We start from the raw sequence: 17,492 nt of genomic DNA on the forward strand, positions 1-17,492 counted from the left end.
TTTATGCTAAAAATAATTTCAAATGATACATTAAATATGCTATAATCACAATTTCTATAAATTTAGCCACAAACATTATTTTTAAATAATCTTCAAATTTTAATTTTTTAAATCCTGCAACCATTGATAAGGCGTTGTCAGGAGCAAAGGGCATAGCACTTGTTAGAAATAAAACTTTTTTAAATCTTTTTGTGCTTTGTCTTGTCGCACTTTCGTATTTTTTAAGGCTTTTTTTGGTAAAAAGAAATTTAAAAATCTTTTACCATAAATTCTAGTCAAAGTGTAATTTAAAACAGCAGTCATAAGACCTGTTATGTAATTTAAAAATAAACCAAATTTTTGACCGAACAAGGCAAAGCCTATTACTATAAAAATTGTCGTTGGAATAAAAGGAACAAATCCAATCAAAACTTTAAGGATTATAAATATTAAAGGGGCAAGATAAGTAAAAGCTCCAATATAATCGTATAATTTATCCGAATTTGTGAGTATTCCCAATTTGTACAATCTATAAAGAAAGGTCAAAAATAAAATAGAAAGTCCAAGGCTTATAAATATTTTAATTTCTTTGCTATGTTTTTTTAAAAAATATTTCATAAAAAAAATATGAATACGAATTTATAAAAAAGAGAGGCGAGTGCCTCCCTTTTAAAAAATCTTATTCTTGTTCTTCGAACATATCCTTGCCAACTCCACAAACTGGGCATACCCAATCTTCTGGAAGGTCTTTGAATTCTGTTCCTGCATCGATTCCGTTATCTGGATCTCCATTAGCAGGATCATAGATATATCCACAAGCTGTACATACGTATTTCATAATATTCTCCTTTCATTTGTTATACATACATTATACTACAAAAACAAAAAAAGCAATAATTTTAACTTTTTAGACAAAAATTAACAAAAAATTTTTATTTGGGTATAAATTTATTAATAAGAGATGAGGGGTAAGATGGAACTTATTAGAAACACAATGCCTACTGACCTAAAAATGATAAAAAAATTTAGGGATGGGCTTGTTTTAAATTTAAAAAATAAAAATATAGATGAAAATTTAATTTTTAAAATAAGATTGATTTTGGACGAGCTTATAATAAATTCCTACGAGCATGGAAATAGGTGTGAGTATGACAAAATTATTGACACAACTTTTATCATGGATGATACTTGCTGTTTAATAAAAGTAAAAGATGAGGGAGAAGGAATAGATTATCTTTTTGAAAATGATGGACTCCATGATCACGGCAGGGGAATTAAACTTGTTTATAGCTTAGCAGATGAGCTTATTATTAAAGATAATATTATAATCGCTTTTGTAAAAAGAGATTCCAAGAGAAAATTATATATATAATACTTGGTAAGTTTTTTTTATCAAGTATTTTTTTTGTTATTTATTGATAATCTTATCACATATGATATAATAAATTGATGAATAAATAGTTTATATTAGTTAAGAAAGAAGTGATTTAATGAAACGTGAAGATATAAGAAATGTGGCGATAATCGCCCATGTTGATCATGGTAAGACAACTCTTGTTGATGGTCTTTTAAAAACCAGCGGAATTTTTAGAGAAAATCAACAAGTTGATGAAAGAGTTATGGATTCAAATTCTATTGAAAGAGAAAGAGGAATTACAATTCTTTCAAAAAATACTGCGATCAATTATAAGGGAATAAAAATAAATATAATTGACACTCCAGGACACGCCGATTTTGGTGGAGAGGTTGAAAGAGTTTTAAATATGGCTGAAGCTGTAGTTTTGGTTGTAGATAGTCGTGAAGGTCCAATGCCTCAAACAAAATTTGTTTTGAGAAAGGCAATCGAATTAAATCTTCCAGCAATTATTTGTATAAATAAAGTTGATAGACCTGACCAAAGAGTTGAAGAAGTAATGGATGAAGTTTTGGATTTATTTATTTCCCTTGAAGCTGATGAATCATATCTTGATTCTCCATTTGTTTTTGCATCAGCCAAAGAAGGTTGGGCAAGTTTAGAATTTGGTGAAGTAAAAAATGATATGACAGATCTTTTGGATACAATAATTGATTACACACCAGCTTTTGAAGCTAAAGAAAATGCTCCATTTAAAGTTTTGGTTTCAACAACAGACTATGACAATTATCTTGGAAGAATTGCAATTGGAAAAGTTGAAAGTGGACAAATAAATAAAAATGATTCTTGCATAATTGTAAATTACAATGATAAGGATAGAAAAGTAAAATCAAAAATTGTTACAATTTATGAATTTGAAGGACTACAAAGAAGTGAAGTTGAAAAAGCAGATTTTGGTTCAATTGTTGCCTTATCAGGAATGGAAGATATAAATATAGGAGATACAATTTGTACAGAAAATGATATGGAGCCAATAGAATTTACAAAAATTTCTGAGCCAACACTTTCAATGACGTTTTCTGTAAATAATTCACCATTTGCAGGACGTGATGGAGATTATGTAACAAGTAGACATTTAAGAGATAGATTATTTAAAGAAAAAGAAACAGATGTATCACTTAGAGTTGAAACAACAGATTCAACAGAAGCATTTAAGGTTTCTGGAAGAGGGGAACTTCATCTTTCAGTTTTGATAGAAAATTTAAGAAGAGAAGGATATGAATTCCAAGTTTCAAAACCTGAAGTTATGTTTAAAAAAGATGAAAATGGAAAAACACTTGAACCAATGGAGCTTGCAACAATTGATGTTGACCAAGAATACACAGGTTCAATAATAGAAAAATTAGGTCTTCGTAAAGGAGAGCTAATGGATATGGCTCCAAATTCATCAGGATACACAAGAATGGTATTTAAAATTCCTGCAAGAGGACTTATAGGTTATAGGCAAGAATTTTTAACAGATACAAAAGGAACTGGAATTTTAAATACAGAATTTGATTCTTACGAAAGATATAAGGGAGATATTGCAAAAAGACAAGCAGGTTCACTTATTTCTTTTGAAACAGGAGTAGCAACTACTTATGGACTTCACGCAGCTCAATCAAGAGGACAACTTTTTGTAAAGCCTCAAGATGAAGTTTATGAGGGAGAAGTCATAGGTTCAAATGCAAAAGGAATTGACATCGACGTAAATGTCTGCAAGAAGAAAAAACAAACCAATGTCAGAGCATCAGCAGCTGATGAAGCCCTTGTTTTATCTCCTGCAAAAATTATGAGCGTTGAAGAGATGATGGAATTTGTGGAAGAAGATGAATTAATAGAAATCACTCCACACAATTTAAGAATTAGAAAAAAAATCTTAGATAATAATTTAAGATATAAATCAAAAAAATATAGTAAGTAAGGAGCTAAAGATGAAAAAGAGATTTGAAAGATTTCTTTCAAGTACTCTGCTTTTATCAGTATTAGTGGTTTTAGTATCAAATTTAATCCTAATTCTTACAAAAATTAACCCACAAGTAGTAAATAATGTTTGGAGTATCTCCTTCATTATTTCTTGGGTTATAATGCTTATTTATCCTCTTTATATATTAATGGAAAAAGAAACAAGAGGCTATTCAATTTTTGTAGCAATAATAAGCATTATAGTTTTTGCAATCCTAAGCTACCACGCCCTACTTGTGGTAAGTAACTATACACCATTATTACCAAAATACATAGCAGTAGATGAAAGAATATCAAGTTATTGGCAAGAGTTGTTTTATAGTGGACTAATAATTATTTATATAGTTCATCTTTTGAATGTAATACTTTTAAACAGATTAAGGTCTAAAGAAATAAAAAATAATGATTAACGGAGGTTGTTATGAAAAAAGGGTCAAACGTTTCTTTATCAGTAATAAAAAGGTTACCAAAATATTATAGGTATTTAGAAGCAATTAATGAAAAAGGTATTGTAAGAGTTTCATCTAAAGAACTTTCACAAATTACAGGCTTAACAGCAAGCCAAATTAGACAAGACTTAAATCACTATGGCTGCTTTGGTCAACAAGGTTATGGTTATAATGTAAAAGAATTAATGCAAGAGCTTGCAAAAATTATTGGAGTAAACAAAGAATATTCTATGATAATAATCGGTTTTGGAAATATTGGCCATGCTCTTTTCCAATACTCAGGTTTTAAAACTTTAGACTACAATGTAAAAGCAGTATTTGACAAAAACAATGAAGAAGTTTCAACAGGAAAATTAAAAGTTTTGTCAACAGATGATTTAAAAGAATATTTAGAAAAAAATGAAATAGATATAGGAATTATCACAACGCCAAAAGAAGGTGCCCAAGAAGTTTGTGATATTCTTTGTGAAGGAGGAATAAAAGGAATTTGGAACTTCGCACCGGTTGATTTAAAAACAAAAAATAATGTGGTAATAGAAAATGTTCATCTAGATGAATCATTATTTACCCTAACATATTTTATCAACACACCAGAAGATTTCATTTTCTAAAAAAATTATGATTGTAGCGTCAGTATCAAATTTAGAAAAATCCTATCCAACCCAAGACGTATTTTCAAACGTATCATTTACAATAAATAAGGGAGATAAAATTGGCTTAATAGGAAATAATGGTTCTGGAAAGTCTACACTATTTAATATATTGACAGGAGAAATTTCCAAAGATTTAGGAAAAATTCATATACCAAATGATGTAAGCCTTGGTTATTTGAAACAACAATTAGGACTTATGTCAGATAAAAGTATATATGATTATTGCTTGGAAGTTTTTAAAGATCTTATAAAACTTGAAGAAAATATTAGAGATCTTGAAATAAAAATGAGCGAGGAAAAAAATCCAGATAAGCTCGATGAAATAATGATTGAATATGCAAAAAAAAGCGAAGAATTTGAAAAACAAAATGGCTATTCCTATAAGTCGGAAATAAGAGGAGTACTTATAGGAATGGGCTTTAGCGAAGAAGATTTTTCAAAAGAAATTTCACTTTTATCAGGAGGACAAAAGGCAAGGGTTGAACTTGCCTGTCTTTTATTGGAAAAACCTGATTTAATTTTGTTAGACGAACCGACTAATCACCTTGACATAAAGGCGATTAATTTTTTGGAAAATTTTGTAAAAAATTTTAAGGGATCAGTTATAGTTATAAGCCACGATAGATATTTTTTGGATGCAACAGTTTCAAAAATATTTTTGATGGAAAATGGTGGACTAAAAATTTATGATGGAGATTATACATCATTTATGGCTCAAAGAAAAAAAGATTTGAAAGTCCAAAACCATCTTTATAAAACTCAGCAAAAAGAAATCAAAAGGCAAGAAGAAATAATTGATAGGTTAAAAAATCTTGGCGGTTCAAAAAGAAAAAGAGGAATTTCTCAATCAAGATCAAGACAAAAACTTTTGGATAAAATGGAAAGGGTAGAAAAACCTGATAACTTAAATGAATCCATAAATATAAGATTTACTCCAAGAATAATTTCGGGAGTTGATGTATTAAGTGTAGAAAAATTAAAAAAATCTTACGATAAGGATATTTTTGAAGATATTTCTTTTAATATTTATAGAAATGATAGGGTTGCAATAATTGGAGAAAATGGAGTAGGAAAAACTACTTTATTTAAAATTATTTTAAACCAAGAAAGAAAAGACGATGGGGAAATAAAATTAGGCTCTAGCGTAAAAGTTGGATATTTTGACCAAGAACAAAAGTCCTTAAATACAGAAAACACTTTGTTTGAAGAAATAAGAGAAGCTTATCCTGATCTTACAAATTATGAAATTAGATCATATCTTGCAAAAATAATGTTTTACCAAGATGAAGTTGATAAGCCAATAAATGAATTATCCGGAGGCCAAAGGGCAAGAATTTCTCTTTTAAAACTTATGCTTTCAGATTGTAATTTTATTTTGATGGATGAGCCTACAAACCATCTTGATATAGATTCAAAAGAAGCCTTGGAAGATGCACTTATCGCTTATGAAGGAACAGTTCTTGTAATAAGCCACGACAGGTATTTTTTAAATAAAATTGCCGTAAAAATTCTTGATATGCACAAGGATTATATAAAAGAGTATTTGGGTAATTACGATTATTATGTAGAAAAATTAAAAGAAGAATCATTAGAAGATGAAAAAAAGCCAATAATGACACAAACCCAAATAAAAAAAGAAGAAAAAAAGAAAAAACTTAAAAGGCTTGAAGTAAAAAAAATAAAAGAAAAAATAGAAAAATTAGAAAAAGAATCCAATACAATTGATGCAAAAATTCATAAACTTACAGAAGAAAGCCTCAAAGAAGGTTTTTATGATGATGAAAAAAAAGTCATAGAAACTTTTGCTAAGATAAAAAACCTTGAAGAAAAGAAGCAAAGATACCAAGATAGGTGGTTAGAATTATCTTTGGAATTAGAAGATGACTAAAAAAGTTTTGTTTCAAAAACTAAAGCATGGGTAACTTATAAGTAAGGAGGCTTTATGGGAGGATTTAAAAAATTTTTGTGGTCACTTATGACCATAGCTTTGATAATAATTTCCGCCATACTTGGAACACTCGCTCTCGCAGACGATGGAGTAAGGCATGATTTATTATCATATTTAGAAATACAAAATTACAGATACGTACTTCTCGGAGTTGCTATAGCAATTTTGGTTTTTGCAATTATTCTTTTGATAGATATTATAGCAAATCAAAATGATAAGCGTGAATATCTAGTAGAAGATAATACAGGCGATATTTTTATTACAAGAAATTCCTTGGATTCAGCAGTAAATTCTGCAGTAAATAAATTTATGGGAACAGAACTTACAGATTCGAAAGTTAAAATAATAAAAGGCGAAACTGTAGAAGCGAAAATTAAATGTGACGTTTTTGGAGATAGGGACTTTGAGGATTTAGGTAGAAAGATTCAAGCTGAAGTTGAAATGGGACTTAGAATGCTTACAGGACTTGAAAATGCAAATGCCCATGTTCAATTAAATAAAGCTCACAAAAGTCAAGAAAGAGAACTTAGGTAGGTGGTATTATGGAAAAAGAAAAAGCAAAATTAGATTTAGAAAAACAAGTAACCGCCTATGATGTAGAAATGAGAAAACTTGATATAAAAGAGAAAAAAGAAAAAGAATGCAAAGAATTTAAAGAAAAAAATAAGCACAAAATAATTTCTTTGATTTTGGGAATTGCAACAATAGCTTCTTTATTCGATTTTGGATTTTTTAGAACTGTTGGTATTTGGATTGTGCTAGGATTTTGTTATTGCTTGGGCGGATGGCTCGACAAAGATCCTAAAGTGATAGGATTTGTAATTAGCTTATTAAAAAAATTTCAATAAAAAAAGATAGGGGAAAATTATGACAGAAAAAACATTTGACAAAGATTACGAAAAAGGAATCGAAGAGGATCAAGAAATCGAAAAAGAAGTTTCAAAATTGACAATTGCTGATAAGGTTGTAGCAAAAATTTCTAGAATTGCAGTAAATAAAGTTGATGGAATTTTGGATATGAAGGCAAGTTTTTTTGATTCAGTTTCATCAGTTTTCCAATCATCAAGTGAACAAGATACATCAGGAGTAGATGTTGAAGTTGGACAAAAAGAAGCAAAAGTAAATATGCAAATAATCTTAGAATATGGAAAATCTGCTCCACATATTTTTGAAAATATCAAAAAAGTTGTAAAAGAAAATGTAAAGCAAATGACAGGACTTGATGTTGTAACAGTAAATGTTGATGTAGTTGATGTTATGACAAGAGAAGAATACAAATCTAAAAAATCAGATAACGACGATAGAAAATAAAAAAATAAAGGGGTTGAAAGGTCAACCTCTTTTTTAAAGATTAATTTAAGGAGAAAAATATGAAAGCATTATTAATAGGATATAAATCTTGCTCAACTTGCAAAAAAACTGAGAAATTTTTGGAAGAAAAGAAAATTGATTATAAATTTCAAGATGTGAAAGAAGAAAAGCCAGAAAAAGACCAAATAAAAGACTTGTATGAAAAAAGTGGTCTTGAAATAAAGAAATTTTTCAACACATCTGGACAAATTTATAGGAAGTTGAATTTAAAAGACAAATTAAAAGATATGACAGAAGATGAGAAATTAGATTTATTAGCATCAGATGGCATGTTATTAAAAAGACCAATTTTAGTTTACGGCGATGATGTTGTAGTTGGTAGATTAAATATAGAAAAATATTTTGAAAAATAAGGCAGGAAATCCTGCCTTATTTATATACATTTTTGTTTTCATAAATTACAAGAATCATTCCCTTATCAAATTCTATTTTAAATTCTTTTCCTATTGGCTCATTTGATACGCCTAGGTGCATGTCGTTTTTTAAGGTGAAATTTTTTAGTTCATATTTTAAATTTATTAAATTTAAATTTTCTATTTTTTCTGTAAGGGCAAAAATGGAAATGTAGGTGTTTTCTATTTGTTTTTTTTCTTCAAAATTTTTATCTATTACAAATAATTTTTGATTTTTATTTTTTAATTCTATATCAATTCCTTTTTTCTTAAATTCTTCCATTATTTTTATATTTGCAATAGTGTGGGAAATTCTTCCTCCTAGTCCTCCATAGACAATTATTTTTTTGTAGCCTTTTTTTATTGCAAAATTAATTGCAGCGTACAAATCGGTTTCGTCTTTTTCGGGTTTTAGCGTAATTTTATTTTCAAAATCTGGTTGTTGTGCTGAATCGAAATCTCCGATTATTGTATCTATTTTTATTCCGATTTTTTCTATATATGTATAGCCTTTATCTGCTCCTATTACGTAATCATCTTTTCCTATTTTATCAAAAAATCCGTCGAAATCTCCGCCGGCAAATATATAACATTTTTTCATAATCCACCTCAAGCTTATTATATCATTATTATAAAATGGAAGATGAAAAATTTCTATGGTAGAATATAGGTAAATGATTAATAGGGAGAAGGGAAACTTTAATGAAAAAATTAGATGAAAAGAATTCACAATTACTAAAAGTTATTCTTATATCTATTTTGGTATTTTTTGCATTTTGGTATATTGAAAATGTTAAGAATGGCTTGACGGTATTTATTGCTGTAATACAACCTTTTTTGATTGGATTTATGCTGGCTTTTATTATTAATTTGCCTATGAATTTCTTTGAAAGAAAAGTGTATTCTAAAATTTTTAAAACAGAAAAGACAAAAAAGTTAGTTCCGGTTTTTTCACTTATATCTTCTTGGATTTTATTTATTTTGGGTATTGTAATATTTTTGAATGTATTAATTCCAAGAATATCTAAGGCGGTAACTGCTCTTATTGAAAGATTTCCGTTATTTTTAGATGATTTGATAGATTTATTAAATAAAAATAAATTAACAAAAAATTTTGCCGATGATGCTCAAAAATATATAAATAGTGTTGATTGGAACAATGTCTTAGTTCAAGTTAAGGATTATTTTGTTGGAGAGGCGGGAAATATTTTTGATAAAACAACTTCAATTATAAATTCTGTATCATCAACTATTATAACCATAGCTGCTGCTACAATATTTTCGGTATTTGTATTGATTAATAAAAAAGATTTGAAAATTTTAGCTAATAGAATTATTTATTCCTTATTTAAAAGGAGTACTGCTGATGAAATTAACAAGGTGGCAAGTCTTTCTTATTCTTCATTTGCATCTTATATTAATTCCAAAGCTCTTTCTAGTTTGATACTTGGAATTTTGGTTTTTGTTGGTATGTTAATTTTAAAAATTCCTTTTGCGGCTATGGCTGCAATATTGGTTGCAATAGCAGATTTTATTCCTTATGTTGGACCGCTTATTGCAACTGTTATAATGATGATTTTAATTTTTATAGAATCACCATTTAAGTCTTTGGTATTTTTAATATTTTTATTAATAGCCCAACAAGTTCAAGGCTCAATAATTTATCCGGCTTTGGCTGGAAAAACAATTGGTTTGCCATCAATTTGGGTAATTGTATCAATAGCTATTGGTGGAAGTTTGTTTGGAATTGTTGGTATGCTTGTATCAATTCCAATTGCATCAATATTGTACACTTTGATGAATGAAAAAATGGATAAGACTTTGGCAAAAAAAGAAATTTCAGAAAATGAAATTAAAGAATTATCAGAAAAAGTTCACTACAAAAAGGAAGAAAAATAGATGAAATTAAAAAGATCTAAAAAAGGCGAATTTGTTCCAGTAATTAAAAATAATAAAATTTACTATGGTGGCTACCAAAATGACTTAAAAGAAGTAGGAGTGAGTAAATTTTATAGGGATAGGTCTTGTGTAGTTACGGCATTTACAAACACTTACCTATATCTTTACAGAAAAGATGAAAAATTTAGCCTAGATCAATTTAATGATTACCAATATTGGTTTTTTCAAATTATAAAACCAAGAGTTTATGGAGTGCCAACGGCAAGGCTTTTGGATTTTAAATTAAATAAATTTAGAAAATCCTACCATTTGAAATTAAAATCACACATTTTAGAAGATAATCCAATAAAAAGAAAATCAATGGAAGAGATTGCAAATTTTATTTTCCAAGCCATAGAAAAAGATCTGCCAGTTATATTTTTTAATTGGGTCAGTAGGTCGATTAGGGTGATGAAACATCATGGAGTTACAATTACAGAAATAGAAAAATTTGAGGATGATTATAAACTTACGATCTCATCTTGGGGAGAAGTTTACAAAATTTCATTAAAAGAATTTTTGACACAACATAGAACTTATACTGGTTTTATTTATTTTGAAAAAGATAATATATAAAAAAATTAAAAAATATAGGAGAGAAAAAATGAACAAAAACAAATTTATGGAAAGTTATATCGAAAATTTACAGAGAATTACACTAAAAAATTTTGCAGAAACTTCAGATAAGGACAGATATTTTGCTCTTTGCGATACAATAATGGAGCTTATCAATCAAGAATGGAGAAATTGCAAAAATAGGACAAGAAGATCAAGAAAAGCCTATTATTTTTCTGCGGAATTTTTGGTAGGAAGATCCCTTGGAAATAATTTAATAAATCTTGGAATTTATGATGAAGTAAAAGAAATTTTAAGTGAGATTGACATTGATTTTGAATCAATAGAAAATTTTGAAGATGATGCTGCTCTTGGAAATGGTGGACTTGGTAGACTTGCAGCTTGTTTTATGGATTCAGCGGCAACCCAAAAGCTTGATATGTATGGATACGGAGTAAGATACAGAGAAGGACTTTTCAAACAAAAAATAGAAAATGGCTTTCAAGTTGAAGGTGGCGATCATTGGATAAAAGATGGCGATGGCTGGTCAATAAGAGTTGAATCTGATTCAAAAATTGTAAAGTTTAGAGACCAAACTGTAAAAGCAGTTCCTTACGATATGCCAATGCTAGGTTTTGAAAATGAACAAGTAAATACATTAAGACTTTGGCAAGCAGAACCATTTGAAGAATTTGATTTTTCATATTTTAATAATTTTCAATATGATAAGGCAGTTGAAGAAAAAAATAGGGCTGAAGATATAACCAGAGTTTTATATCCAAATGATATGCAAAGAGAAGGAAGAGTTTTAAGATTAAAACAACAATATTTCTTCTGCTCAGCATCAATTCAAGATATGGTTTCAAAATACAAAAGATATTTTGATCACGATTTACAATTTGAAGATTTTTCAAAATATCACATAATCCAATTAAATGACACCCATCCAATTATTGCCATACCAGAGCTTATAAGAGTTTTAGTTGATGAAAATGGAATTGAATTTAAAAGGGCTGTAGAAATAACAAAAAATACATTTGCATTTACAAACCATACAGTTTTACAAGAGGCTCTAGAATCTTGGCCAAAAGATATAATGCTTGAAGTATGTCCAAGATGTTTTGAAATAATTAAAAAATTAAACGAAAATCTAGTAAAAGAATTTAAAGAAAAAGGCTTATCAGAAGAAGCAATTGATCCTTATAGAATTATAAGATTTGACCAAGTGAGAATGGCAAATCTTGCAATTGTGATGAGTAAATCAGTAAATGGAGTTGCAAAACTTCACACACAAATTCTAAAAGATGATACCTTTAAAAATTGGTATAAATTAATGCCAGAAAAATTCAACAATAAAACAAATGGAATAACACCAAGAAGATGGCTAGTATATTCAAATATAAAATTATCAAATTTCATTACAGAAAAATTAGGAAGCGATGATTGGAAATACGATTTAACAAAATTAAAAGGCCTAGAAAAATACCTAGACGATGAAAAAACTCTAGAAGAAATTAATCAAATTAAATTTGAAAATAAAAAAGACTTGGCAAAATATATTTTGGAAAATGAAGGAATAAGTATAAATCCAAATTCGATTTTTGATATACAAGTAAAAAGAATTCACGAATACAAAAGACAACATTTAAACCTTCTTCACATTATAAATTTATATCACAAATTAAAGAAAAATCCTGATATGGATTTCTACCCAACAACATTTATACTTGGAGGAAAAGCAGCACCAGGATATTTTAGAGCAAAAGCAATAATAAAACTTGCAAACGAAATTGCAAGAGTTATAAATAACGATGAAGAAGTAAATGACAAAATAAAAGTAGTATTTGTAAATAATTATAGAGTAAGCTACGGCGAAAAACTTTTCCCAGCAGCAGATATTTCAGAGCAAATCTCAACAGCAGGAAAAGAAGCTTCAGGAACAGGCAATATGAAATTTATGTTAAATGGAGCCTTGACCCTTGGAACTTATGATGGAGCAAATATAGAAATTTTTGAAAATGCAGGAGTTGAAAATAATTATTTATTCGGAGCAAAAGTTGAAGAATTAAATGAAATTTATGATTCTTATAATCCAAAAGAATTTTATTACAAAAATGAAGACATCAAAGATGCAGTAGATACACTTTTATCAGGAGAGCTAAACGATAATGACTCATATATGTTCCTAGATATTTACAATTGTCTAATAAATCCACAAGGTGGAGAAAAAGCTGACACATATTTTGTCTTAAAAGATTTTGAAGATTACAAAAAAACACACGAAAAAATAAATAAAGAATATTCCGATAGATTAACATGGGCAAGAAAGAGCTTGAAGAATATTGCTAACGCAGGATATTTTTCATCAGACAGAACAATTCTTGAATATGCAAAAGATATTTGGAAATTATAAAAAATAGAAAGAGAGAAAAATGAGCAAAGATTTAGTAATAGGATTACTAATTCCATTTATAGGCACAAGTCTTGGATCGGCTATGGTCTATTTAATGAAAAACGAATTATCAGGTAAAATTCAAAAATCCCTATCAGGCTTTGCTGCAGGCGTAATGGTTGCAGCAAGTATTTGGTCGCTTTTAATACCAGCGATGGATATGGTAGATCAAAAGTTAGGGAAAATGGCGTGGATTCCTGCTGTGGTAGGATTTGCCGTTGGAATTATATTTTTATTATTTTTAGATAATGTAGTCCCCCATCAACACGTTGATAGCGATGTGGCAGAAGGACCAAAAAATGATTCGTTAAGAAAAACAACAATGATGGTACTTGCAGTTGTAATTCACAATATACCAGAAGGAATGGCGGTAGGAGTAGCATTTGCAGGAGTTTTGTCAGGAAATACAGATTTAACAATGGCAGGAGCAATGGTGCTTTCACTTGGAATAGCAATTCAAAATTTTCCAGAAGGCGCAATAATTTCTATGCCATTAAAAAGTCAAGGAATAGGAAAAAATAAATCATTTATAATGGGAGTTTTATCAGGAGCAGTAGAGCCGGTAGCAGCAGTTCTTACAATATTATTATCCCAAATAATGATTCCAATTTTGCCATATCTTTTAAGCTTTGCAGCAGGTGCAATGTTTTATGTAGTAGTAGAAGAATTAATACCAGAAGCAACAGGTGAAGGCGAAGACCACTCAAACCTAGGAGTAATTTGGTTTTCAGTAGGCTTTTCAGTAATGATGATTCTGGATGTGGCATTAGGCTAGAAATTGTGCCGGTGGCACAATTTCTACTAATGCCCCGCGGAGTAAAATCGAAGAATTAAAAAATAGTTTTAATTTGGAAACTAAGAAAATTAAGTTTAACGCAATCAAAGAGCGTATGTTGGGCTAAAAATTGTGCCAGTGGTACAATTTCTACCAACATCCCGCGAAGTAAAATCGAAGAATTAAAAATCAGTTTTAAAATAATAAAAAACCAAATTAAGTAAAACGCAACCAAAGAGCGTGCTTGGCTTAGAAATTGTGCCGGTGGCACAATTTCTACTAATGCCCCGCGAAATAGGTACAAAGAAATAAAAAACAATTTAAATTAAAAAATAAAAATCAAAAAAATACCAAGTCAAAAACTTGGTATTTTTTTGTAAAAAATTTCTACGAAAAATTTTAAATATAAAAATTTCAAAAAATTTAAATTTTATTTCATTTAAGCCTTTCCTTTCTACAAAATTTTATAATAAAGTATATAATATAAATAGACTTAGGAGGTAGACATGTCTTACATAGATAATTTTGTAGCGTATTTATCGCTAATTAGGATTACAGATATAATTGATATAACGCTTATTGCTTTTATTGCATATAAATTGTTAAAGCTTCTCAAAAATACTAGAGCTGAACAAGTTATGAAGGGATTTATTTTTGTTTTAATTTTTGCATCTATTGCTGATATTTTTAAATTAAATACTGTTTCATGGCTTATGAATCAATTTTTTACTGTTTCTTTGGTATTTATAATTGTAGTTTTTCAGCCAGAATTAAGGTCTGCTTTGGAAAGAATTGGTAGGGGACGAAGCTTTTTTGTTAGTGATTCTTACAATAAGAATGAAAGATCTATTGATGAAATTGTTTCTGCTATGAGCTCCTTGTCTAGGCAAAAAATTGGTGCTTTAGTTGTAATTGAAAGAGAAGTTGGACTTAATGATATTATTGAAAGTGGAACTAATCTTTCCGCTGAAATTTCCAGCGAACTTTTGATAAATATTTTTATTCCAAACACACCTCTTCATGATGGGGCGGTTATAATTCGTGATGATTTGATTGAAGCGGCAGCTTGTTATTTGCCATTAACTACAAATAATACTTTGTCAAAAGAACTTGGCACTCGCCATAGAGCAGCTATTGGAATTAGCGAAAAAAGTGATTGCCTAGTCGTTGTTGTTAGCGAGGAAACTGGAACAATTTCTATAGTAAGCAATGGTGTTATAAATAGATATTTTGATGATGAGTCTTTAAAAGATAGGCTTATGAAAGAGCTAAGAGATGATGAAAATAAATTGAATTTTAAAAGGAGGATTGAAAATGAATAATAAAAATGACAGAAAATTGATTGTTTTATCAATTCTTGTCGCTGTCATTATGTGGGCTTTTGTAATGACTTCAACAAATCCTTCTTTATCAAAAACTATAAGAAATGTTCCTTTAACAATTAAAAATCAAGAAGTAATGCAAAAAGATGGCTATGCCTTGGTTGGTAAAGATGAGGTGGCAAGTGTAAATGTAAAAGTTGAAGGTTCAAGATCAGATCTTGCATCATTATCAGCAGAAGATTTGGTTGCAAGCATAGATTTGGGCGTGCCAACAGAAGGAATAAAAACTTTAAATGTAAATGTTGATGTTCCGTCAGGAATTAGGATTGAAAGTGTAAGTCCGTCAAATATTAATTTAAAAATGGAAAAAATTGTAAAAAAGGATTTGACTGTAGATATAAAAATTTCTGATAGGCTAAAAGAATCAAAAATTATTAATGTAAGCGAGCAATCTACCAAAAAAATCACCGTATCTGGCCTTAGAAATTATGTTGATAAGGTTGATAAAATTGTATTAAATATAAATGAAGAAGAATATCTTGATGGGAAAATTCATGATATTGGAGTAAAACCCGTAGATAAAAAAGGAAAAACTGTAGAAAATGTTGATTTGTCACAAAATGATGTGTCAATTTCTTTTGATGTTCTCCAAAGTAAGGAAGTAGGCGTAGAATTAAATTACGATAATCTTCCAAAAAATATGCAAATTACAGAAAGTAAAATTTCTCCAAACAAGGTTATAGTAAAAGGAGAAAAAAATATAATTGATAAAATAAGTGCAATAAAAACTAGAGAAATCGACCTATCAAATTTAAAAAACGATGAATTTGAGCAAAGAGTTGAACTTGAAATCCCACAAGCTGTCGAGCTAAATGAGGGAGATTATTTTGTAAATGTCTATGTGAAATTAGGAAAGAAAAATTAATGTCCTATAAATATCTAGTAAAAAGACTTGAAGATTCTGGTTTTGAAACTTATCTTGTAGGCGGAGCGCTAAGGGATAAGCTTTTGGGAGAGAAAATCCACGATATTGATTTGACGACAAGAGCAAGACCAGAACAAATAATGAAAATTTTTTCTGATATGAAATTAATAGATATAGGGAAAAAATTTGGAACAATAAAGGTTATTTATAAATCTGAAGAATTTGAAATTACAAGTTTTAGGGCTGAATCTTTTTACAAAGACAAAAGACATCCTGATAAAATTTCCTTTTCAAATACAATTGAAGAAGATTTAAAAAGAAGAGATTTTACCATAAATGCCATGGCAGAAAGAAATGGCAAGATAATAGATTTATTTGATGGGAAAAAAGATTTAAAAAATAAGATAATAAGAGCTGTTGGCAATCCTTACGAAAGAATTGAAGAAGATTATCTAAGAGCTTTAAGAGCGGTAAGATTTGCTACAGTTTTGGATTTTGAAATTGAAAAAAATTTAAAAAATGCAATAAAAAATAAGAAAAATAATATAGAAGAAATTTCAAAAGAAAGAATTAGGGATGAAATTGACAAAATTTTATTATCCAAAAATCCATCAAGAGGAATTAGATTATTAGAAAATCTAGACCTTTTGGAATATATATTTCCAGAAGTTAAAAAATGATAGGCTTTAATCAACATTCCTCCCACCATAAATTTGATTTATTTGAACATTCTATGAAAGTATTGGATATGACGCCAGCAAATTTAAAAACAAGAATGGCAGGACTTTTTCACGATACAGGAAAAATTGATACATTTTTTCTAGATGAAAATGGCGAAGGGAGATTTTTTGGACACCAAGAAATATCAAAAGAAATAATTAAAAATAGATTAAAGGAATTAAAATATCCCAAAAAATTTATTGAAAACACCTTGCTATTGGTAGAAAGGCACATGGATAATACCAATACATACACAAAAAAATCTGTAAGAAAACTTTTGAGAAAAGTCGGAGATGAAAATATTTACGATTTGTTTGATTTGCAAAAAGCAGATGTTCTTTCGACAGTTCACGATAATACAGAAAATATTTTAAATGCAAAAAAACTTTTAGAAGAAATTTTAAATTCAAATACTCCAAGGAAAAAAGATCAAATTGATTTTTCTGGCAATGATTTAATAGAAATTGGATTTAAAGAGGGAAAAGAGCTTGGAGAGATTTTAAATGAAGTTTATAATTTGGTAATGGATGAAAAATTAGAAAATAAAAAAAGTGAAATTGTTAAATATATAAAAAATAAATACAATAATCTTGATAGAAATTATTAGAAGTAGTATATTAAACTAATGAGTATGTAGTGTTTTAGGAGGCAAAAC

At 28.8% G+C, this 17,492-nt stretch carries 21 protein-coding genes; 17 read left to right on the forward strand and 4 right to left on the reverse strand.

The annotated features are described in order from the left end of the window. Window position 1: 1 nt before the first annotated feature. The 3 genes from HMPREF0078_RS09240 to rd form a co-directional block, all read right to left on the reverse strand. Complete coding sequence (locus HMPREF0078_RS09240; protein ID WP_244261731.1) at window positions 2-256, reverse strand: VTT domain-containing protein; 255 nt, start codon at window positions 254-256, stop codon at window positions 2-4. Then, entirely contained in the window at window positions 163-597 is a 435-nt protein-coding gene (locus tag HMPREF0078_RS00455; protein ID WP_004838046.1) for a TVP38/TMEM64 family protein, read from the reverse strand. The genes HMPREF0078_RS09240 and HMPREF0078_RS00455 overlap by 94 nt, the downstream gene beginning before the upstream one ends. Before the next feature lie 61 nt (window positions 598-658). After that, the gene (gene rd / locus HMPREF0078_RS00460) at window positions 659-817 is read right to left on the reverse strand and encodes a rubredoxin (RefSeq protein WP_004814307.1); all 159 of its coding nucleotides are present in this window, start codon (window positions 815-817) and stop codon (window positions 659-661) included. A gap of 135 nt (window positions 818-952) precedes the next feature. Here rd and HMPREF0078_RS00465 point away from each other — a divergent pair, with 135 nt between their 5' ends. From HMPREF0078_RS00465 to HMPREF0078_RS00505, 9 genes are all read left to right on the forward strand, one after another. Beyond that, a complete protein-coding gene (locus HMPREF0078_RS00465; RefSeq protein ID WP_019118240.1) occupies window positions 953-1,351 on the forward strand; it encodes an ATP-binding protein in 399 nt (132 codons plus the stop codon). A gap of 118 nt (window positions 1,352-1,469) precedes the next feature. Beyond that, window positions 1,470-3,296, forward strand: coding sequence for a translational GTPase TypA (gene typA / locus HMPREF0078_RS00470; protein ID WP_004838048.1), 1,827 nt, complete (start codon window positions 1,470-1,472; stop codon window positions 3,294-3,296). 10 nt (window positions 3,297-3,306) lie between these two features. After that, window positions 3,307-3,747, forward strand: a complete 441-nt coding sequence (locus HMPREF0078_RS00475; RefSeq protein ID WP_004838049.1) for a hypothetical protein — start codon at window positions 3,307-3,309, stop codon at window positions 3,745-3,747. A gap of 11 nt (window positions 3,748-3,758) precedes the next feature. Then, a complete protein-coding gene (locus HMPREF0078_RS00480) occupies window positions 3,759-4,397 on the forward strand; it encodes a redox-sensing transcriptional repressor Rex (RefSeq protein ID WP_004838050.1) in 639 nt (212 codons plus the stop codon). A gap of 7 nt (window positions 4,398-4,404) precedes the next feature. Then, window positions 4,405-6,327, forward strand: coding sequence for a ribosomal protection-like ABC-F family protein (gene abc-f, locus HMPREF0078_RS00485; protein ID WP_004838051.1), 1,923 nt, complete (start codon window positions 4,405-4,407; stop codon window positions 6,325-6,327). Window positions 6,328-6,381: 54 nt separating this feature from the next. Further along, complete coding sequence (gene amaP / locus HMPREF0078_RS00490) at window positions 6,382-6,921, forward strand: alkaline shock response membrane anchor protein AmaP (protein WP_004838052.1); 540 nt, start codon at window positions 6,382-6,384, stop codon at window positions 6,919-6,921. 8 nt (window positions 6,922-6,929) lie between these two features. Further along, entirely contained in the window at window positions 6,930-7,235 is a 306-nt protein-coding gene (locus HMPREF0078_RS00495; protein ID WP_004838053.1) for a hypothetical protein, read from the forward strand. A 19-nt stretch (window positions 7,236-7,254) separates the two neighbouring features. After that, on the forward strand, window positions 7,255-7,698 hold the full coding sequence (locus tag HMPREF0078_RS00500) for an Asp23/Gls24 family envelope stress response protein (protein WP_004838054.1): 444 nt from the start codon (window positions 7,255-7,257) through the stop codon (window positions 7,696-7,698). 59 nt (window positions 7,699-7,757) lie between these two features. Beyond that, on the forward strand, window positions 7,758-8,111 hold the full coding sequence (locus HMPREF0078_RS00505) for a Spx/MgsR family RNA polymerase-binding regulatory protein (protein ID WP_004838055.1): 354 nt from the start codon (window positions 7,758-7,760) through the stop codon (window positions 8,109-8,111). Window positions 8,112-8,127: 16 nt separating this feature from the next. Here HMPREF0078_RS00505 and HMPREF0078_RS00510 read toward each other — a convergent pair whose 3' ends face one another. Next, window positions 8,128-8,751 (reverse strand): thiamine diphosphokinase, encoded by a 624-nt coding sequence (locus HMPREF0078_RS00510; RefSeq protein ID WP_004838056.1) that lies wholly within the window; start codon window positions 8,749-8,751, stop codon window positions 8,128-8,130. Between the two features lie 101 nt (window positions 8,752-8,852). Here HMPREF0078_RS00510 and HMPREF0078_RS00515 point away from each other — a divergent pair, with 101 nt between their 5' ends. The 8 genes from HMPREF0078_RS00515 to HMPREF0078_RS09250 all read left to right on the forward strand — a co-directional run bounded on the left by HMPREF0078_RS00515 (window position 8,853) and on the right by HMPREF0078_RS09250 (window position 17,444). Continuing rightward, entirely contained in the window at window positions 8,853-10,049 is a 1,197-nt protein-coding gene (locus HMPREF0078_RS00515) for an AI-2E family transporter (protein ID WP_004838057.1), read from the forward strand. Next, the gene (locus HMPREF0078_RS00520; protein ID WP_004838058.1) at window positions 10,050-10,664 is read left to right on the forward strand and encodes a hypothetical protein; all 615 of its coding nucleotides are present in this window, start codon (window positions 10,050-10,052) and stop codon (window positions 10,662-10,664) included. A 28-nt stretch (window positions 10,665-10,692) separates the two neighbouring features. Then, entirely contained in the window at window positions 10,693-13,056 is a 2,364-nt protein-coding gene (locus tag HMPREF0078_RS00525) for a glycogen/starch/alpha-glucan phosphorylase (RefSeq protein ID WP_039920337.1), read from the forward strand. A gap of 19 nt (window positions 13,057-13,075) precedes the next feature. Further along, entirely contained in the window at window positions 13,076-13,870 is a 795-nt protein-coding gene (locus tag HMPREF0078_RS00530; protein WP_004838060.1) for a ZIP family metal transporter, read from the forward strand. Between the two features lie 506 nt (window positions 13,871-14,376). Further along, window positions 14,377-15,192 (forward strand): diadenylate cyclase CdaA, encoded by an 816-nt coding sequence (cdaA, locus tag HMPREF0078_RS00535; RefSeq protein WP_004838061.1) that lies wholly within the window; start codon window positions 14,377-14,379, stop codon window positions 15,190-15,192. Further along, window positions 15,185-16,117 (forward strand): CdaR family protein, encoded by a 933-nt coding sequence (locus HMPREF0078_RS00540; RefSeq protein WP_004838062.1) that lies wholly within the window; start codon window positions 15,185-15,187, stop codon window positions 16,115-16,117. Before cdaA ends, HMPREF0078_RS00540 begins: the two co-directional genes overlap by 8 nt. Continuing rightward, window positions 16,117-16,797, forward strand: a complete 681-nt coding sequence (locus HMPREF0078_RS09245) for a CCA tRNA nucleotidyltransferase (protein ID WP_004838063.1) — start codon at window positions 16,117-16,119, stop codon at window positions 16,795-16,797. The genes HMPREF0078_RS00540 and HMPREF0078_RS09245 overlap by 1 nt, the downstream gene beginning before the upstream one ends. Then, window positions 16,794-17,444, forward strand: a complete 651-nt coding sequence (locus tag HMPREF0078_RS09250) for an HD domain-containing protein (protein WP_004838064.1) — start codon at window positions 16,794-16,796, stop codon at window positions 17,442-17,444. The genes HMPREF0078_RS09245 and HMPREF0078_RS09250 overlap by 4 nt, the downstream gene beginning before the upstream one ends. Window positions 17,445-17,492 lie beyond the last annotated feature (48 nt).

Origin of the sequence: Anaerococcus vaginalis ATCC 51170 (genome assembly GCF_000163295.1) — a bacterium.
GTDB lineage: Bacteria > Bacillota > Clostridia > Tissierellales > Peptoniphilaceae > Anaerococcus > Anaerococcus vaginalis.

Coding starts and splice junctions, on each gene's coding strand:
- HMPREF0078_RS00520 (WP_004838058.1), top strand. CDS start 10,050: ATGAAATTAAAAAGATCTAAAAAAGGCGAATTTGTTCCAGTAATTAAA.
- HMPREF0078_RS00540 (WP_004838062.1), top strand. CDS start 15,185: ATGAATAATAAAAATGACAGAAAATTGATTGTTTTATCAATTCTTGTC.
- HMPREF0078_RS00505 (WP_004838055.1), top strand. CDS start 7,758: ATGAAAGCATTATTAATAGGATATAAATCTTGCTCAACTTGCAAAAAA.
- HMPREF0078_RS00530 (WP_004838060.1), top strand. CDS start 13,076: ATGAGCAAAGATTTAGTAATAGGATTACTAATTCCATTTATAGGCACA.
- typA (WP_004838048.1), top strand. CDS start 1,470: ATGAAACGTGAAGATATAAGAAATGTGGCGATAATCGCCCATGTTGAT.
- HMPREF0078_RS00480 (WP_004838050.1), top strand. CDS start 3,759: ATGAAAAAAGGGTCAAACGTTTCTTTATCAGTAATAAAAAGGTTACCA.
- amaP (WP_004838052.1), top strand. CDS start 6,382: ATGGGAGGATTTAAAAAATTTTTGTGGTCACTTATGACCATAGCTTTG.
- HMPREF0078_RS09245 (WP_004838063.1), top strand. CDS start 16,117: ATGTCCTATAAATATCTAGTAAAAAGACTTGAAGATTCTGGTTTTGAA.
- HMPREF0078_RS00515 (WP_004838057.1), top strand. CDS start 8,853: ATGAAAAAATTAGATGAAAAGAATTCACAATTACTAAAAGTTATTCTT.
- rd (WP_004814307.1), bottom strand. CDS start 817: ATGAAATACGTATGTACAGCTTGTGGATATATCTATGATCCTGCTAAT.
- HMPREF0078_RS00525 (WP_039920337.1), top strand. CDS start 10,693: ATGAACAAAAACAAATTTATGGAAAGTTATATCGAAAATTTACAGAGA.
- HMPREF0078_RS00475 (WP_004838049.1), top strand. CDS start 3,307: ATGAAAAAGAGATTTGAAAGATTTCTTTCAAGTACTCTGCTTTTATCA.
- HMPREF0078_RS00495 (WP_004838053.1), top strand. CDS start 6,930: ATGGAAAAAGAAAAAGCAAAATTAGATTTAGAAAAACAAGTAACCGCC.
- HMPREF0078_RS00510 (WP_004838056.1), bottom strand. CDS start 8,751: ATGAAAAAATGTTATATATTTGCCGGCGGAGATTTCGACGGATTTTTT.
- HMPREF0078_RS00465 (WP_019118240.1), top strand. CDS start 953: ATGGAACTTATTAGAAACACAATGCCTACTGACCTAAAAATGATAAAA.
- abc-f (WP_004838051.1), top strand. CDS start 4,405: ATGATTGTAGCGTCAGTATCAAATTTAGAAAAATCCTATCCAACCCAA.
- HMPREF0078_RS09250 (WP_004838064.1), top strand. CDS start 16,794: ATGATAGGCTTTAATCAACATTCCTCCCACCATAAATTTGATTTATTT.
- HMPREF0078_RS00500 (WP_004838054.1), top strand. CDS start 7,255: ATGACAGAAAAAACATTTGACAAAGATTACGAAAAAGGAATCGAAGAG.
- HMPREF0078_RS00455 (WP_004838046.1), bottom strand. CDS start 597: ATGAAATATTTTTTAAAAAAACATAGCAAAGAAATTAAAATATTTATA.
- cdaA (WP_004838061.1), top strand. CDS start 14,377: ATGTCTTACATAGATAATTTTGTAGCGTATTTATCGCTAATTAGGATT.